Genomic DNA, 18,087 nt, shown 5'->3' on the forward strand with positions numbered 1-18,087 from the left:
CGGCGCACCGGAGAAATGACTTGGCACAGCAGACTGTGACGAAAGACGATTTTGAATCGATGCTCCTCGACTCCTTTGTCGACAACGATGCCGCCGAAGGCAACGTGGTCAAGGGTCGGGTTGTCGCCATCGAAAAAGACCTCGCCATCATCGACGTGGGTCTCAAGACCGAAGGCCGCGTGCCTTTGAAGGAATTCGGCCAGGCCGGCCGCGACGGCACCATCACCGTGGGTTCGGAAGTCGAGGTCTATGTCGACCGCGTCGAGAACGCGATGGGCGAGGCTGTCCTCAGCCGCGAGAAGGCTCGCCGTGAAGAGAGCTGGGTCAAGCTCGAAGAGAAGTACAACGCCAATGAGCGCGTTGAAGGCACCATCTTCAACCAGGTCAAGGGTGGCTTCACCGTTGATCTCGAGGGCGCCGTTGCCTTCCTGCCGCGCTCGCAGGTGGACATTCGTCCGATCCGCGATATCGCGCCGCTCATGAACGTGCCGCAGCCCTTCCAGATCCTCAAGATGGACAAGCGTCGCGGCAATATCGTCGTCTCGCGCCGTGCCATTCTCGAAGAATCGCGCGCCGAACAGCGTTCGGAAATCGTCCAGCAGCTCGAAGAGGGCCAGGTGGTCGATGGCGTGGTCAAGAACATCACCGATTATGGTGCGTTCGTTGACTTGGGCGGTATCGACGGCCTGCTGCACGTTACCGACATTGCATGGCGTCGCGTCAACCACCCGTCTGAAGTGCTGACGATCGGCGAGACCATCAAGGTCCAGATCGTGCGCATCAACCACGAGAGCCACCGCATCAGCCTGGGCATGAAGCAGCTCCAGTCCGATCCGTGGGAAGGCATCGAGGCCAAGTATCCGATCGAGGCCAAGTTCACCGGCCGCGTGACCAACATCACCGATTACGGTGCATTTGTTGAGCTCGAACCCGGCATTGAAGGCCTGATCCACGTCTCGGAAATGAGCTGGACCAAGAAGAACGTCCATCCCGGCAAGATCGTCTCGACCTCCCAGGAAGTCGAAGTGGTCGTGCTCGAGGTGGATCCCGACAAGCGCCGCATCTCGCTGGGCCTCAAGCAGACCCTGCAGAACCCGTGGGAAGCCTTTGCCGAGAAAAACCCGGTTGGCGCCACCATAGAAGGCGAAGTCAAGAACAAGACCGAATTCGGCCTGTTCATTGGCCTCGAAGGCGATGTGGACGGCATGGTTCACCTCTCCGATCTCGATTGGCAGAAGTCGGGCGAAATCGCGCTCGACGACTACAATCGTGGCGACATGGTCTCGGCCAAGGTGCTCGACGTCGATGTCGAGAAGGAGCGCATTTCGCTCGGCATCAAGCAGCTCGCTGCTGAAGGCATTGCCGATACCGGCGCCTCCGATGGCACCGGCCTGCGCAAGAACGCCGTGGTCACCACCGAGGTTGTCGAAGTCAACGATGGGGGCATTGAAGTCCGTATCGCCGACAGCGAAGTGACGGCCTTCATCCGCCGCGCCGACCTCAGCCGCGACCGTAATGACCAGCGTCCGGAGCGTTTCTCCAAGGGCGAAAAGGTCGATGCGCGCATCACCCAGTACGACCGCAAGACCGGCCGCATCCAGCTCTCGATCAAGGCGCTCGAAATCGCCGAAGAACGCGAAGCCGTGGCCAATTTCGGTTCGTCCGATTCGGGCGCATCGTTGGGCGACATCCTCGGCGCCGCGCTTAAGGGTCGCGACGACAAGTAAGCCTCGCGCTGATCTGCAAACCCTCGACCCGCGCCATTGGTGCGGGTCGTTTTGTGACAGGACCAAGCCATGATCCAGTTCAGAGACGTCGCCTGGCGCGCCATGAGCGGATATGATTTTGGCGCGGTGTCCGAAATCGCCAACAAGGTGCATCCCGGCTTCTTCGAGGCTGAAGCGGTGCTCGAGGAAAAATTCGGGCTCTATCGCAACGGTTGTTACCTGCTTGAAGTGGGCGAGAAGCCCGCCGGCTATGTGCTGAGCCACCCCTTCAAACGCGGCAGCCTCCCCGCACTCAATACGCTTTTGGGGGCCATCCCGCCTGATGCCGACAGCTATTACATCCACGACCTGGCGCTTTTGCCCCTGACCCGCGGGGTCGGCGCCGCCGGCAAGATTTTGGCCGCGCTCACCAAGCATGCAGAGGTGATGGGCTATCCCAGCATGAGCCTCGTTGCGGTCAACAATTCACAGCCCTTCTGGGAAAAGCAGGGCTTTATGGTCGAGGACCGTCCCGAGCTGGCCGGTAAACTGGCGGCCTATGAGGATGCCGCCCGATATATGGTCAAGGTGCTGCGCTGAGCGCCTTCCTTGCCATCCTGCGCCCTTGACGGTACCTGAAGGGCGATCTGGAGTAGACCGCCGTGACCGATCCGACCCCACATGAATATCTTGCCGCTGACCGCTATCGCCGCTCGCGCGGGGTCTGGCGCATACTGGCGCTGCTGGCGGTCATTGTCGCTATCCTGGCGCTGGTCGGGCGCTTCGCGCTGCCCTCGGCGCTTGAGGGCGACCGCATCGCGCGTCTGGTCATTTCGGGCACCATCACCACCGACCCGGCCCGTTCAAGGACCATCGACGCGCTGATCGAGGACGCGGCGGTCAGGGCGGTGATCGTGGCCATCAATTCGCCCGGCGGCACCACCGCGGGCGGCGAGGAACTATATGAGGACCTGCGCCGGCTCTCTGCCGCAAAGCCCGTGGTCTCCACCATCGACGAACTGGGCGCTTCTGCCGCCTATATGACTGCCATTGCCACCGACCGCATCTTTGCCCGGCGCCTGTCCATCGTGGGCTCCATCGGCGTGCTCTACCAACACGTCAATGCCGGCAAGCTGCTCGACACTATCGGCATCGATCTCGACAAGGTCGCTTCCGGTCCGCTCAAGGCCGAGCCTGACTATGACGAACCGCTGGACGGGGCGCCGCGCGCTTCGATCGCCGAACTGGTGGAGGACAGCTTTGCCTTTTTCGTGGACATTGTCGCCGAGCGGCGCGGCCTTAGCCGTCCAGCGACGCTGGCCTTGGCCGATGGCCGCATCATGACCGGCCGCATCGGCATCCAGACCGGGCTGATCGATGCCATTGGCGGCGAATACGAGGCTCTGCAATGGCTCGAAGCCGAGCACGGGATCGAACCCGAAACGACGGTCCGGACCGTCTGGCCGATGGAAACCGGCGAATTTTCCTGGCTTGGTGACTTTTTGGGCAGCTCGGTCCGCCGTCTTGTCGGGCTTCCTGCCGAAGGCATTGTGATGCTTGACGGTTTGGTCTCGCTTTGGCAGGTTGATCGAACCCCCTGACATGGGGACGAGGGGTGTACACCGGAGCCTTTGATGATCAAGTCTGAACTTGTCGAAAAGCTCGCCGCGGAAAACCCGCATCTGTTCCAGCGTGACATCGAGAACATCGTCAATGCGATCCTCGATGAGATCGGGGACGCGATGGCGCGGGGCGACCGGGTGGAGTTGCGAGGCTTTGGCGCTTTCTCGGTGAAGAACCGCCCGGCCCGGGTGGGGCGCAATCCGCGTACCGGCGAGCAGGTGGATGTGGGCGAAAAATACGTACCGCAATTCAAGGCCGGCAAGGAAATCCGGGAACGGCTGAACCGTTCCTGATATATTTGCCGCCAGAACAGGGACCGGAGCCACGCGCTCCACTGGAAGCCTCATGGTCAACAAAATTGTCGGCTGGCTCGTTCTGGTGCCGCTCTCGGCGCTGCTGATCGCCTTTGCGCTGGCCAATCGCCAGCTGGTGGGCGTCAACATCAATCCCTTTGTCGGGCCTATCGAGAGCGATGTTTCCGGTTATGGCATTCCGCTCTTTGTGGTGCTCTATGTGGTGCTGCTGATCGGCGTCTTGCTTGGCGGCACGGCCAGCTGGTTTGCGCAGGGGCCGCATCGCCGGCGCGAGCGCCATTGGCGGCGCGAAGCCCAGCAATTGAGCCAGGAGCTCGAAACCCTTCGCCGGCGCAATGGCCAGACTGGCACCACACCGCTTGGCGAAGTCGATGATCTGCTGGAACTGCGATGATGGACGGCGCAGTTCGGCTAGTCTGTTTGTTTCCGTTCCATTGAGCCCTCACCGACTATGGCCGATCCCCTGATCGTCAAAATCTGCGGCATCAAGACCCATGACATGCTCGACGTTGCCATCGCGGCCGGCGCCGACATGGTGGGCTTCATGCATTTCCCGCGCTCTCCGCGACATGTCTCTATCGATGAACTGGGCGGGCTGATCTCGGCCGCGCGTGGCCGCATCGAAAGCTGCGTGGTGCTGGTCAATCCGGACAATTCCAGCGTTGCCGAAGTGGCGGCGTTCGGCCCGGACTGGATCCAGCTGCATGGGCCCGAAACCCCCCATCGCGTCGAGGCCATCCGCGCCGAGGCCGGGGTCGAGATCATGAAGGCCCTGCCCATCGGTTCGGCCGATGACGTGGCCCATGTGGCCGACTTTCTTGAGGTTGCCGACCGCGTGCTGCTCGATGCCAAGCCGCCCAAGGGCGCCGATCGGCCGGGCGGTCTGGGCGAAAGCTTTGACTGGGGCCTGCTCGAAGTGCTTGACCCATCCATCTCCTTCATGCTTTCCGGGGGCCTGACGCCGGACAATGTGGCTGCGGCCATCGCCCGGGTGAAGCCTTTCGGGGTGGATGTCTCCTCCGGCGTTGAGCGCGCCCCGGGCGTCAAGGACAAAAAGCTGATCGAGGCGTTCATCCGCAACGCCCGGGCGGCCGTATAGGAGCAGCGAGCCGGGTTTTCTCGGCTGCGCCGAGAGGACCAAATGGACGGCACCAATTCCCTGCGCAACGGCCCGGACGAGCATGGCCGTTTCGGCATCTATGGCGGGCGCTTCGTCGCCGAAACCCTGATGCCGCTGATCCTGGACCTCGAGCACGAATATCGTGCCGCCAAGGCCGATCCCGATTACGCGGCGCAGCTCAAGGACCTGGCGACCCATTACACCGGCCGCCCCAGCCCGCTCTATTTCGCCGAGAGGCTGACCGAGCACCTGGGCGGCGCAAAAGTGTGGTTGAAGCGCGAAGAGCTCAATCATACCGGCTCACACAAGATCAACAATTGCCTCGGGCAGATCCTCCTCGCCAAGCGCATGGGCAAGAGCCGTGTCATTGCCGAAACCGGCGCCGGCCAGCATGGCGTGGCAACGGCCACGGTCTGTGCCAAGTTTGACCTGCCCTGCACCATTTTCATGGGTGCCACCGATGTCGAGCGGCAGATGCCCAATGTCTTGCGCATGAAGATGCTGGGTGCCGAAGTGCGGCCCGTAACCGCCGGCGCCGGGACGCTCAAGGACGCCATGAACGAGGCGCTGCGTGACTGGGTCACCAATGTGGATTCGACCTATTATTTGATCGGTACGGCGGCGGGTCCACATCCCTATCCGGAGATGGTACGCGATTTTCAGTCGGTCATCGGCACCGAATTGAAGGAGCAGTTCCGCGAGGCCGAGGGTCGGTTGCCCGACGCGGTGGTCGCCTGTGTCGGTGGCGGCTCCAATGCCATCGGCACCTTCCATGCCTTCCTCGATGATCCCGAAGTGGCACTCTACGGCGCCGAGGCGGGCGGGCACGGCATTGAGGTCGAAAACGGCCATGCCGCCTCCATGACCGGGGGCCGGCCCGGCGTGCTGCATGGCAATCGCACCTATCTGTTGCAGGACGCGGACGGGCAAATTCTCGAGGGTCATTCCATCTCGGCGGGCCTCGACTATCCCGGCGTCGGCCCCGAACATTCCTGGCTGCATGATACCAAGCGCGTCACCTACGCGCCGGTCACCGATAATGAGGCGCTCGAGGCCTTCCAGCTTTGCACCAGGATGGAAGGCATCATCCCGGCGCTCGAAAGCGCCCATGGCCTGGCGCAGGTGATGAAAGTTGCCCCGATGATGGGCAAGGATCAGTCGATCGTGCTGTGCCTGTCGGGCCGCGGCGACAAGGACGTGGAAAGTGTCGGCAAATATCTGGGGCTGCTGAAATAATGACTTCCCGCATCGACGCACGCTTCGCCGAACTCAAGGCCGTCAACCGCCCCGCCCTCGTGACCTTCATCATGGCGGGAGATCCGGATCTCGCGACCGGCCAGGCGATCCTCGATGCCCTGCCACAGGCCGGTGCCGATGTGATCGAACTTGGCATGCCATTTTCCGATCCCATGGCCGATGGCGTGGCGATCCAGCTGGCCGGGCAGCGGGCGCTCACCGCAGGCCAGTCCTTGACTGGCGTGCTGGGCATGGTGGAAGACTTCCGTCGCAGGGACGAGACCACCCCCATCGTGCTGATGGGCTATTACAATCCGATCTACATATATGGCGTTGATCGCTTCCTCACCGATGCCAAGGCGGCCGGCGTCGACGGCTTGATCGTGGTCGACCTGCCTCCCGAAGAGGATGGTGAGCTTTGCCTCCCTGCCCTCAAGGCCGGGATCAACTTCATTCGCCTCACCACCCCGACCACCGATGACAAGCGCCTGCCGGCTGTTCTCGCCAATACCTCGGGCTTTGTCTATTACGTCTCGATGACGGGGGTCACTGGCGCTGCGATCAAGTCGCGCGGCGCAGTGGGTGACGCGGTGCAGCGCATCAAGAGCCATACCGGACTACCGGTGGCGGTCGGCTTCGGCATCAAGACAGCAGAGGACGCCGAGGAAATCGGCCGCCATGCCGATGGCGTTGTCGTGGGCTCGGTGCTGGTCGATGCGGTGCGCACCTCGCTGGTCGATGGCCGGCCGACCGAGGGCACGGTCGCTGCCGTTCGCGACCTCGTGGCGGATCTGGCCAGCGGCGTCCGGCGGGCGAGAGGTTAACGCTGTCCACAGCCATCCCGCTCAGCGCTTTGCGGCTTTGGGCAGGCCTGATAAGAATTGCCACAATTGACGACTACGTGATCCGCCAAGATCACTGCGAAAGGCCGCGCCATGAACTGGATCGACAATTTCGTCCGCCCCAAGATCCGCTCCTTCCTCTCCAACAAGCGGGAGACGCCGGAAAATCTCTGGGTCAAGGACCCCGAGTCGGGCGAGATGGTGTTCTATCGCGATCTCGAGGCCAATCAGTGGGTGGTGCCCAATTCGGGCTATCACATGAAGATCAAGCCGGCTGACCGGCTGGCGACCTTCCTTGACGATGGCAAATACGACCTGGTGCCGGTGCCCTCCGTGCCGGTCGATCCGCTGAAATTCCGCGACCAGAAACGCTATACCGACCGCTTGCGCGAAAGCCGCGCCAAGACCGGCTATGAAGACAGCGTCATCATCGCCACCGGCAAGCTCTATCAGCGCGCCGTGACCGTGGGCATCCAGGATTTCGATTTCATGGGCGGCTCGCTCGGCATGGCCGCCGGGCAGGGGATCATCACCGGTCTCGAAACCGCTGCGCGGCTCAAGACCCCCTTCGTGCTCTTTGTTTCCTCGGGCGGCGCCCGCATGCAGGAGGGCGTGCTCTCCCTCATGCAGATGCCGCGCACCACCGTGGCCGTGCTGCGCCTGCGCGAAGCGGGCCTGCCCTTTTTCGTGGTGCTGACCAACCCGACCACCGGCGGCGTCACCGCCTCCTATGCCATGATCGGTGATGTGCATCTGGCCGAGCCGGGCGCCCTGATCGGCTTTGCCGGCCAGCGCGTCATCGAGCAGACAATCCGCGAAAAGCTGCCGAAGGGCTTTCAGCGCTCGGAGTATCTCCACAGCCACGGCATGGTCGATATGGTGGTACATCGCCACAACCTGCGCTCGACCATCGGTTCGCTGGCGGCCATCCTGACCAATGCGCCGCCCAATGAGGCGATCACGGCAGCGAGCCCCAAAGCACTGACCGACCAGACCAGCATGCGCGATGCCGCCGTTGCCGCCGAGGGCGATGACGATGTCGACCCGCCTGCCGCAGCCGCCCACGCAGAATAGCGCGCCGGGACCGTGCGGGCTGGACAGGTCAGGCCCGCAACTGTTCTATCCGGGGCATGGAAAAGCCTGTCCGATTCCCCGATGTAATGCTGCTCGCCGCCGGCCTCGGCACGCGGCTGCGGCCGCTCACCGACACCCTACCCAAGCCGCTGGTGCCGGTGGCCGGACAGCTGCTGATCGAGCGGATCATCGCCAATGCCCGGGCCGAGGGCGCCACGCGCTTTGTGGCAAATGCCCATTACCGCGCCGACCAACTGCTGGCCCATTTCGGAGGGCTCTTGAAGGTCAATCGCGAGGACGAGCTGCTGGGCACGGGCGGCGGCGTCCGGGCGGCACTGCCCATGCTCCATTCGGACCCCTTCTTCATCATGAATACCGATGCCTTCTGGCCCGCCGGCAGCGATGCGCCATTGGCGCGCATGTTGGCAGGCCACGCCGAGCCGGACGATATCATACTGCTCTGCGTGCAGCCCTCGCGTGCCACAGGCTTTGGCCGCAGCCATGATTTCTGTCTTGATCCCATGGGCAATATCACCCTCGATTACGGCGCCCCGGTGATCTACGCCGGGGTGGCGTTGCTCGGACGCTCCCTTTTTGAAGACGCACCGGAGGGAGCATTTTCGCTCAACCGCCTGTTCGAGGCGGCGCTGGAGCGCGAGAGCCTCAAGGGCGTGGTGCTCGACGCGCCCTGGTTCCATGTCGCGGACCCCGAGGCTCTCAGCGCCGCCGAGCGGGCCCTTCTCGCATGAGCCTTTATTCCATCGCCCCGCATACGCCCTTCCTGCCATGCCTCGTCGAGGCAGTGATGGATGGACGCCTGCTGGGCAAGTGGGACCGGACCGGACCCTTCTGGCTCAGCGATGTCACCATCATCCTGCCCACGCGCCGCGCCCGCGAGGCGCTGGCCGATGCCTTTGCCGATCATCCAGGCTTTTCCGGGCTCCTGCCCGACCTGCGCACCTTTGGCGGGGAGGTGGAAGACGAGGAACCCTTCCTGCCACCCTTCGACGCGGCGCCGCTCAAAAAGCCCGCCAGCCGGTTGCAGCGCCGGCTGATTCTCTCGCGCCTGGTGGCCGGCTGGGCCAGGACCGAGCAGGGACGCGAGGCCTTTGCCACCCCGCCCACCGCCGCGGAAATCTTCTCCATGGCAGAATCGCTGGGGACGCTGATCGATGACCTGATCATCGAGGAGCGAACCCCCGCCGATATTCGGGCCCTGGGCAACGACCTGGAACAGGAGCTGGGCAATTACTGGCAGCAGACGCTGCAATTCCTTGATATTGCGCTCAGCGCCTGGCCGGCCTGGCTTGACGCCGATGACCTGAGCGACCCCGCTTCCCTGCGCGGCATCCGCCTTGACCGGCAGGCCGGTGCTGCGCCTTTCCTCTTCGGCGACAGGCCGGTGATTGCGGCCGGTTCGACCGGCTCCATCCCGGCCACGGCGCGGCTGCTCAAGGCCATAGCCGGCCTCAAACGCGGCGCAGTGGTGTTGCCGGGGCTGGACATGGAACTTACCCCCCGGACCCATGAGGCGCTGCTCGATCCGGCCACCAATCCCCATGGCCATCCGCAATATGGTCTGGCCCATCTCCTGCGCGTCTTCGGCGCCGGTGTGGGGCAGGTGACCGAATTGTGCCGGCTGGATCATCCCCGCACCCGCCTGGTCAATCTGGCGCTGGCGCCGACCGATGAGACGGCTTTATGGTCGACCCGGCGCCTGGCCGATTCCGATCTGGACGCGGCGCTTGCGGGCGTCTCCATCATCCGGGCGCGCAACGAGGACGAAGAGGCCCGCGCCGTGGCGCTGGCCGCCCGCGATGCGCTGGAGCAGCGCCAGAGCGTGGGCATCGTTACCCCCGACCGCAACCTGGCGCGACGTATCGCCGCTGAACTCAAGCGCTTCGATATCGTGGTCGACGATGCTGCCGGCACGCCGCTGTTCCATGCCTCGGCCGGGCGGCTGGCGCGGCAGGTGCTGAACCTGGTCACCGGCCTCTGTGCCCCGGTCGACGTGCTGGCCCTGCTGCGCAACCGGGCAACGAATCTGGGCCTCGAGCGCGGCGCCGTGGCCGCCCTTGCCGATGACATTGATCTCGGCCTCTTGCGCGGCCAGCGTCCGGCGCCGGGCATTGCCGGCCTGCGTGCCATGCTGGCGGCCCACCTCAAGGGCGATCTCAAATATCCGGCGCGCAAGCTGACCCCTGAGCGCGGCAGGGATATTGCCAGCCTGTTCGACCGGCTCGAATCCGCGATTGCCCCGCTCATGGCGCTGGTGGCCCTGCGCGAAATGCCGGCCTCGGCGCTGGCCCAGGCATTGGGTGAAAGCCTTGAGGCCGTCAGCGCCAACGCACCCCTGCCTGGCCGTGAGGAACTGGCCGCCTGGGTCGCGGAGATGCAGGCGCTGACCGGCGAGGGTCATCGCTTCGCTCCCCAAGGGCTCGAGGATGTACTGGCAGCGCTGATGGCAGGGGTCGAGGTGCGCAACCGCGTGCCCGAGGACCGGCGCAGTGACATTGCCATCTGGGGCCAGCTCGAAGCGCGGTTGATGAGCCCGGATGTGCTGATTCTGGGCGCGCTCAACGAGGATAAATGGCCCGGCCCCGCTGATCCGGGCCCCTGGCTCAGCCGCGGCATGCGTCTCAAGGCGGGGCTGGAGCCGCCCGAGCGCATGCAGGGCCTCGCCGCGCATGACTTCGCCCAGGCCATCGGCAATGCAAATGTCATCCTCTGCTACGCTGATCGCGTCGGCTCCAGTCCTTCCCTGCCTTCGCGGCTGGTGCAAAGGCTCGACGCCTTTGTGGGGGCAGGGGCGGCAGAGGCCCTGCGCCTGCGCGGTGCGGTCTGGATCGATCAGGCAAGGCAGATCGATGCGGTGGAGACCGTTCGCCCGGCCCAACGGCCTTTGCCCAATCCACCACTCGACACGCGGCCGCGTAAACTTTCGGTCACCGAGATCGAGACGCTGATGCGTTCGCCCTATGATCTCTATGCCAAGCATGTGCTGCGCCTGAAACCGCTCGATGCGCTGGGCGAGGACCCCGATGCGCGCGAGCGCGGCACCATCATTCACGCCATTTTCGCCCGTTTTGTCTTCGAGCAGTGTGATCCGGCATCGCCCGACGCCACTACCAGGCTAATGGAAATCGCCGCCGAGGAATTTGCCGGGCTCGACGCCATTGGCGAACGCCGCGACATCTGGCTAAGGCGCTTTGCCACTGCCGCCGAGCAATTTCTCGACTTCGAGCGCGGTCGGGACGCGCGCGTGCTCAAACGCCATGCCGAAGTTTCGGGCCGCTGGGATCTCAAGTTCGCCGAGCCCTTTGCCATCACCGGCCAGGCCGATAGGGTGGATCTGCTCACGGATGGGACGCTGGAAATTCTCGACTTCAAGACCGGTTCACCGCCCGCACCAGCGAGCATGAAAGCCTTTGAGGCGCCGCAATTGCCGGTCGAGGCGCTGATGGCGGTGCATGGCGGCCTCAAGGATATCGCGCCTGCCGATACCAGCGCTCTTACCTATATCAAGATTGGCCTGGGGCCCGAGGCCTTCAAGCCGAGCGATTTCGCCACGCCGGACGACATGAGCGTCATGGAGGCGGCCGACCAGGTGTTCGGGCGCATGCAGGCGCAGATCGACTTCTTCCTGATGCACGAGACCGCCTTGCCCTCTCGGCTCCTGCCTCTGAAGAGTCAGCGCTTTGCCGGCGCCTATGACCATCTGGCCCGGGTCGCCGAGTGGACTGCCGTGGACGGGGAGGAGGAGCCATGAGCGATCGCGGCCATCTCGACATCCCATCCGACACCCGCACCAGCCAGGCGCTGGCCAGCAATCCCGATTACTCCATCTGGGTGGAAGCCAATGCCGGCGCCGGCAAGACATTCGTGCTCACCCATCGGGTGCTGCGACTGCTGCTGGCCGGGGTCCGGCCGCAATCCATTCTCTGCCTCACCTATACCAAGGCGGCGGCCGCCGAGATGCGCAAACGCGTCGGGGAACGATTGGCGCAATGGGCGGTCGCAGAGGAGGAATGGCTGCGCAGCCAGATTCGCGATCTTATCGGGCGCGAACCAATGCCCAAGCTGCTGGCGGATGCGCGCATGCTTTTTGCCCAGGCGCTGGAAACGCCGGGCGGGTTGCGAATTCTGACCATCCACGCCTTTTGCGAGGCGGTGCTGCATCGCTTCCCCATCGAGGCCAGGGTGCCGTTCGACTTTGCCGTCATCGAGGATGACCGGCAGGTCAATATGCTGCTCGCGGCGCGCGAGGCCGTGCTGGCCGAAGGCCTGCGCGGCGGCGACAATGCTGAGGCCGTGGAAACTCTCTTTGGCCTGATGAGCGACCACGCCATCACCGAGGCCGTGAGCGCGGCCCTGGGCGAAGGCGCAAGGCTGAAACCCGTTCTGGCAGACATCCCCCGGGCCAAGGCAAACCTGCGCGCACTGGTCGGCACCACCGGCACCGCCAAGGAAATCACAACGGCACTGGTTGCCGAAACCGCGCTGACGAGGACGGTCTGGCAGCAAATTGTCGGCAGTTTCGATGCTGATCCCGGCAAGACCAAGGGTGCCCGCTTCATCGACCTTGTGGCCCGGCTCAATCCTGATCGGCTGACGGCGCAACAACTCTGCGACCTCTTCGTGACCGAGGACAAGGAGAAGAACAAGCAGCCTCGCGCCAACCTGATCAATGCCGATCAACGCAAGACCATGCCGGCATTACAGCCCCTGTTGGAGGCCGAGCGCACCAGGGTCTTCGCGCTGGAAGCCCAGTTTGCCGCCGCCCGTCTGGTCGAGCGCAGCGAGGCGGTACTCGACGTGGTGGCGGCCATCGCTGCGCGCTACGAGGCCGAAAAACGTCGCCATGCCCTGCTCGATTTCGACGACCTCATCGAAAAGCTCGGCGACCTGCTTGCCGACCAGGCGCTCGGCTCTTGGGTGCAATACAAGCTTGATGCCGGCATCGATCATATCCTGGTCGATGAAAGCCAGGACACCAATGAGCGTCAGTGGCGGGTGGTCAAGGCGCTGGCCGAGGAGTTCTTCACCGGTGCCGGGGCGGTGAGCCGGCCGCGCTCGATCTTTGCCGTGGGCGACCAGAAACAGTCGATCTATTCTTTCCAGGGCGCACAGCCAGTGCTGTTCGGCGAGACCGGGCGGGAGATGGCGCGGCGGGCGCTCGAGGCCGAAAAACCATTCCGGAACGTCAGGCTGCACACCAGCTTTCGCACCCTTTCGGGCATACTTGAGGCCGTGGATAAGGTGTGCGACCGCGCCGATATCCAGACGGCCCTGCTCTCGATGGACAAGATCATCCATCAGCCCGCCCGCAGTCAGGGGGGCGGGATCGTCACCCTCTGGCCGCCGGTGCAGGATATCAAGCCCGAGCGCGACACCCGCGTGTGGCCGCTCCAAGCGGTGGAGGCCGAGCAGAGCGCCAATCGCCGGATCGCGCAGCGCATTGCCAGCGAAATCCGCGCCTGGATCGACCGGGGCCGCATATTGGGCGAGCGCAACCGGCCGGTCGCGGCCGATGATGTGCTGATCCTGGTGCAGAAGCGCGGGGCGCTGTTCCAGGAGATCATCCGAGCCCTTCGCTCCGAGGGACTGCCCACCCCTGGCGCCGACCGGCTGGCTGTGACCGGGCATATCGCCGTGCTGGACCTCCTGGCGCTGATCGATGTGCTGCTCAACCCCGCCGATGATCTGCAATTGGCGGCCCTGCTGCGCTCACCGCTTTTCGATCTTTCCGAAAGCGATCTCTTTGCTCTCGCCAATCCCCGCGCGACTGGACAGACATTGTGGTCGGCCTTGTTTGCCGCCAGTACTCCGGCGGCGCGGCAGGCGGCAGAGCAACTCGGGCGCTGGCGGGCGGCGCTCGACATGGAGCGACCTTTCGAATTTCTGGCTGGCGTGCTTTATGGCGAGGGTGGTCTCAAGCGCTTCCATGCCCGCCTGGGCACGGAAGTTGATGATGTCCTCTCCGAACTGCTCGACCTGGCGCTGGTCCATGAACAGGGCGCGCAGCCCTCGCTCCAGGGTTTTGCCGCTGAAATGCGCCGCCGCGCCGTGACCATCAAGCGCGAACTGGCCGAAACCGGCGGCGGCGTGCGGGTTATGACTGTGCATGGCGCCAAGGGCCTGGAAGCCCCCATCGTCATTCTCGCCGACGCGACCGGCAAGCCCAGCCCTCAGCAGACCGGCAAACCGGTCTATATTATCGGCGAGCCAGAAGGCCCGCTCCTGATCCATGCCGCATCCAGGGGCCAGCATGTTGCGGCCACGACCGCGCTGCGCCAGCAGATCGACGCCACCCTGGCCGAGGAATATTGGCGCCGGCTCTATGTCGCCATGACAAGGGCCGAGGACGAGCTATATGTCACCGGGCCGCTGGGCCTGAAATCGGCCGACAGCCAGCTTGCGGGGTCCTGGTACGAGGCCGTGGAACGGGGACTGGGCGATCAGGCCCAGCCGATGGTTGATGCGGCGGGTGAGGTCCTAGCCAAAGTCTTCCCCGCCCCGTTGCAGGCCCGCTTCCATCCCGTGGCAGCGGCCGAACGCCAGAACAGGGCAGGGCTCTCACTGGATTCCGTGCCGGCGCCTGACAAGATTGCGCTGGTGCGCCCATCTTATGCCGCCGGAGCCGGCGAGCGGCTTGGCGTGCTGGCAACCAAGGCAGAGACGGTGCGTGACGCCGAGGCGGCCCGACACGAGGGCCTGGCGCTGCATGCCCTGCTGCAACATCTGGGCCGGGTGGAGCGAACGGACTGGGAGCGCGTTGCGCCCCTAGCGGTCGAAAGCCTGCTGCCCCAGTTCGAGCACATTCACACTCGCGTGGCGGCAAAGGCTGTTTCCATCCTCACGCAGCCGGCTCTGGCGCAATTGTTCGGGCCGATGAGCCGCGCCGAACTGCCTTTTCGCATCCGGGCTAAGGAGCGGGGGAAACTTGTATGGTTGAGCGGCCGGATCGACCGTCTTGTGGTTGACGAACAGGGGGTGCTGGTGGTGGACTACAAGTCCGACGCGACGGTGCCCGGCGGGCCCTCGGACGTGCCGGGGAACTATCTCACACAGCTAGGATTGTATGCACTGGTTGCAGGTCAGCTTTTCCCCGGGCGGTCCGTGCGCGCGGCAATCCTGTGGACAGAGTTGGAATCATTGATGAATTTACCGAACGGGCTGCTCGAACAGGCGCGTGCGACCTTCACCCTCAGGTGATCGGGCTTGTTGGAAGGCTGGACTCGCACCAGCTTTGAGAGCAAACAGACCGCCGCTTCCGGAACAGCCATCTAGGCGCTCCGGACCTGAAATATTCAAGCGCGTCGCGATGCCCGGCCCCGAGCCGCTGCATCCGGCGTGGTAGTGAAAAAAGGCATGAAAACCATGACCAAAGCCGTTTCCGAAGCCAATTTCGGTCTCGAAGTCCTCAATTCCAGCGAACCCGTCCTGGTGGACTTCTGGGCGGAATGGTGCGGCCCCTGCCGGGCCATTGCACCGGTGCTGGACGAGCTCTCCTCCGAGCTTGAGGGCAAGGTGAAGATCGTCAAGCTCAATGTTGACGAGAACCCCGGCATTGCTGCCCAATATGGTGTGCGCTCCATCCCCACCATGATCCTGTTCAAGGGCGGCGAAGCAGCCGACATGAAGATTGGTGCCGGCACGCCCAAGGCGGGCCTGACCAAATGGCTCGAAGGCCATGCGGCGTAAGGCCGGGCGAATAGCAGTTTGATGAAAACACCGCCGGAGCGATCCGGCGGTGTTTTTGTATGGACGGCGCGCTAGAGCGTGATCAGCAAAGTTGCAGACTTTTGCGGTTCGATCACGCGATATTCCAAAGACTTAGAGCCCCATTTCGATTCAATCGAAATGGATACGGCGGCAGTCATCGCTGGGCGCCAAACCAAACTCTCAAAACCCGCGGGGATAAAAATCCATCCCTTCCCTCATAACTCGACTCGATCTAGCGTCATCGCTCGATGCCGATGGAGGAAACGCATGGCGCTCAATGTGACGGACGCGAATTTTGCCGAGGAAGTTCTGGGCGCGGACAAGCCTGTTCTGGTGGATTTCTGGGCCGAATGGTGCCCGCCCTGCAAGGCCATGGAGCCCACGATCGAGGCCCTGTCCGAGGAACTGTCGGCCAGCGTCAAGATCGTCAAGCTCGACGTCGACTCCAATCCCGGCATCACCGTGCAATATAATGTGCGCTCCATGCCGACCCTCATCATCTTCAAGGACGGCCAGCCGGTCGATCTCAAGGTCGGCGCCGGGCAAAGCCGGGTGCAGCTAATCAAATGGCTGGAACAGCACGCCGCCTGATTGCTGTGCCGTACCGAATTCCGCCACACCGCCGGGTCAGTCCGGCGGTGTCTTGCATTCTGGTGACGTCCTGCGGGCTCTGCTAAGCCAAGACAACAAGAACTATAAAAGACGGGGAGCCCATTCTTGGCCGCCATTGACCTTTCCGCCGCCCCCTTCAACCTCGACGAGGAGGCTTTGACCTGGGTGCATGAAACCCGCGACGGGTTATCGCCGCGCGACAAGCTGGCCCAACTCTTCGTGCTGATTTCGCATGGCGGGGCGGACGAGGCGCTCGAGTCCCTGCGCAGTTTCAAGCCCGGTGGCATTACCCGCATGTTTTCGCCCAATTTGGCTGATGAGATCAACCTCATGCGCCGGATCGACAGCACCGGACCGGTGCCCATGCTGGTCAGCGCCGATCTAGAGGGCAGTCGCATGAGCCTGCCCTTCGGCACCGAAGTGCCCAACCCGCTGGGCCTGGCCGCCGTCGATGACGTGGGAGCGACCAGCGCCATTTCCACGCTCATGGCCGAAGAAGCCCGCGCTGTGGGGCTCAACTGGAGCTTCACCCCGGTCGTGGACATCAATAAGGCATTCCAGAGCGCAATTGTTGGCACCCGCTCCTATGGCAGTGATGTTGATCGCATCGAGCGCCACGCCCTGGCCCAGATCGAAGCCTTCCAGGCAAAGGGCGTCGCCGCGACCGTGAAGCACTGGCCCGGCGAGGGATTTGACGACCGCGATCAGCACCTGGTGACCACGGTCAACCCGTTGTCGGTCGATGAATGGGAAAAAGGCTTCGGCCGCCTCTATCGCGCCGCCATCAAGGCGGACGTGATGTGCGTCATGTCGGCCCATATTGCCTTTCCCGCCTTTGTGCGCGAACTCGACCCCGATGCCGGCGCCGAGGCCTATCGCCCGGCTACCCTGAGCCCGCTTCTCAACCAGACGCTGCTGCGCGAAAAACTGGGCTTCAATGGCCTTGTCGTCTCCGACGCCACGCCGATGGCCGGTTTTGGTGACTGGGGTCCGCGTTCAGAGACCATACCGCAAAGCGTGGTGGCGGGCTGCGACGTGATCCTCTTCTCCGACGACCCCACTGCGGACTTGATGTATCTGGTCAAGGCCGTCGCCGACGGGCGGCTGACCCAGGAGCGGGTCGATGAAGCTGTCACCCGTGTGCTCGCCCTCAAGGCCGCACTGGGCCTCCACAAACCGGATCGTCCCGAGCCGGCGCTGACCAGTGCCGAGGCCGTCATGGCACGCGCCGAGAGCAAGGCGACGGCCAGTGCGGTCAGCGCCAGGGTGCCGACCCTGGTCAAGGATGTTGCGAGCCTTCTGCCGCTCTCACCGGCCCGGCACAAGCGTGTGCTGATTTTTTCGACCGGGGCCATCCAGCCCTTCGTGCCCGTGCCGCTGCCATTGTCGCTGCCCGACCTGCTGGCTCAGGAGGGTTTCGAGATCACCGAATACACGCCCGAAATGCAGGTGAATGCCAGGGATTTTGACCTGGTACTCTATCTGCTGGCGGAGGAAACGCTGCTGACGCGGCAGCGCATCTTTCTCAACTGGAAGGCGCTGACCGGCAATGTGTTCGGGGCCATGAAACGCTATTGGCATGATGTGCCCACGCTCATGGTGTCGCTGGGCTTCCCCTATTACCTCCACGACGCCCCGCGCGTGCCCACCTATGTCAACGCCTATGGCTCAAACGAGGACATGCAGGCGGCCGTGGTCGAGTGTCTGATGGGGCGGGCGCCCTTTGCCGGCAAGAGCCCGGTGGATCCGTTCTGTGGCAGTGAGCAGGGGAAATATTGATCACTGGATGATCGTCGCCCTCGTGGTTCGAGGCTTTGCCACGCAAAGCACCTCAC

The 18,087-nt window shown here is 63.8% G+C and carries 15 protein-coding genes; all 15 read left to right on the forward strand.

From position 1 onward, the window contains the following. Positions 1–20 precede the first annotated feature (20 nt). The 15 genes from rpsA to ACXYMS_RS14510 all read left to right on the forward strand — a co-directional run bounded on the left by rpsA (position 21) and on the right by ACXYMS_RS14510 (position 18,031). Positions 21–1,727 carry a 30S ribosomal protein S1 gene (gene rpsA / locus ACXYMS_RS14440; RefSeq protein ID WP_458907382.1) on the forward strand — a complete coding sequence of 569 codons (1,707 nt, stop codon included), beginning with the start codon at positions 21–23 and terminating at the stop codon, positions 1,725–1,727. 69 nt (positions 1,728–1,796) lie between these two features. Beyond that, a complete protein-coding gene (locus tag ACXYMS_RS14445; RefSeq protein WP_458907383.1) occupies positions 1,797–2,306 on the forward strand; it encodes a GNAT family N-acetyltransferase in 510 nt (169 codons plus the stop codon). 62 nt (positions 2,307–2,368) lie between these two features. After that, a complete protein-coding gene (gene sppA / locus ACXYMS_RS14450; protein ID WP_458907384.1) occupies positions 2,369–3,307 on the forward strand; it encodes a signal peptide peptidase SppA in 939 nt (312 codons plus the stop codon). 33 nt (positions 3,308–3,340) lie between these two features. Next, positions 3,341–3,622: an integration host factor subunit beta gene (locus ACXYMS_RS14455; protein ID WP_035099264.1), complete on the forward strand. Its 282-nt coding sequence runs from the start codon at positions 3,341–3,343 to the stop codon at positions 3,620–3,622. A 52-nt stretch (positions 3,623–3,674) separates the two neighbouring features. Beyond that, the gene (locus tag ACXYMS_RS14460; RefSeq protein ID WP_458907386.1) at positions 3,675–4,037 is read left to right on the forward strand and encodes a lipopolysaccharide assembly protein LapA domain-containing protein; all 363 of its coding nucleotides are present in this window, start codon (positions 3,675–3,677) and stop codon (positions 4,035–4,037) included. 57 nt (positions 4,038–4,094) lie between these two features. Further along, on the forward strand, positions 4,095–4,742 hold the full coding sequence (locus ACXYMS_RS14465) for a phosphoribosylanthranilate isomerase (RefSeq protein WP_458907388.1): 648 nt from the start codon (positions 4,095–4,097) through the stop codon (positions 4,740–4,742). 42 nt (positions 4,743–4,784) lie between these two features. Next, the gene (trpB, locus tag ACXYMS_RS14470; protein WP_458907390.1) at positions 4,785–5,999 is read left to right on the forward strand and encodes a tryptophan synthase subunit beta; all 1,215 of its coding nucleotides are present in this window, start codon (positions 4,785–4,787) and stop codon (positions 5,997–5,999) included. Further along, on the forward strand, positions 5,999–6,823 hold the full coding sequence (gene trpA, locus ACXYMS_RS14475) for a tryptophan synthase subunit alpha (protein ID WP_458907392.1): 825 nt from the start codon (positions 5,999–6,001) through the stop codon (positions 6,821–6,823). The genes trpB and trpA overlap by 1 nt, the downstream gene beginning before the upstream one ends. A 111-nt stretch (positions 6,824–6,934) precedes the next feature. Next, positions 6,935–7,915 carry an acetyl-CoA carboxylase, carboxyltransferase subunit beta gene (gene accD / locus ACXYMS_RS14480; protein ID WP_458907394.1) on the forward strand — a complete coding sequence of 327 codons (981 nt, stop codon included), beginning with the start codon at positions 6,935–6,937 and terminating at the stop codon, positions 7,913–7,915. A 56-nt stretch (positions 7,916–7,971) separates the two neighbouring features. Then, positions 7,972–8,664 carry a nucleotidyltransferase family protein gene (locus tag ACXYMS_RS14485; RefSeq protein WP_458907395.1) on the forward strand — a complete coding sequence of 231 codons (693 nt, stop codon included), beginning with the start codon at positions 7,972–7,974 and terminating at the stop codon, positions 8,662–8,664. Then, positions 8,661–11,684, forward strand: coding sequence for a double-strand break repair protein AddB (gene addB, locus ACXYMS_RS14490; RefSeq protein ID WP_458907396.1), 3,024 nt, complete (start codon positions 8,661–8,663; stop codon positions 11,682–11,684). The genes ACXYMS_RS14485 and addB overlap by 4 nt, the downstream gene beginning before the upstream one ends. Next, entirely contained in the window at positions 11,681–15,130 is a 3,450-nt protein-coding gene (addA, locus tag ACXYMS_RS14495; protein ID WP_458907398.1) for a double-strand break repair helicase AddA, read from the forward strand. The genes addB and addA overlap by 4 nt, the downstream gene beginning before the upstream one ends. A gap of 165 nt (positions 15,131–15,295) precedes the next feature. After that, entirely contained in the window at positions 15,296–15,619 is a 324-nt protein-coding gene (gene trxA / locus ACXYMS_RS14500; RefSeq protein ID WP_458907806.1) for a thioredoxin, read from the forward strand. A 288-nt stretch (positions 15,620–15,907) separates the two neighbouring features. Then, positions 15,908–16,231: a thioredoxin gene (gene trxA, locus ACXYMS_RS14505; protein ID WP_458907400.1), complete on the forward strand. Its 324-nt coding sequence runs from the start codon at positions 15,908–15,910 to the stop codon at positions 16,229–16,231. Positions 16,232–16,357: 126 nt separating this feature from the next. After that, a complete protein-coding gene (locus tag ACXYMS_RS14510) occupies positions 16,358–18,031 on the forward strand; it encodes a glycoside hydrolase family 3 protein (RefSeq protein ID WP_458907402.1) in 1,674 nt (557 codons plus the stop codon). Positions 18,032–18,087 lie beyond the last annotated feature (56 nt).

This window comes from Devosia sp. CAU 1758 (assembly GCF_054482695.1).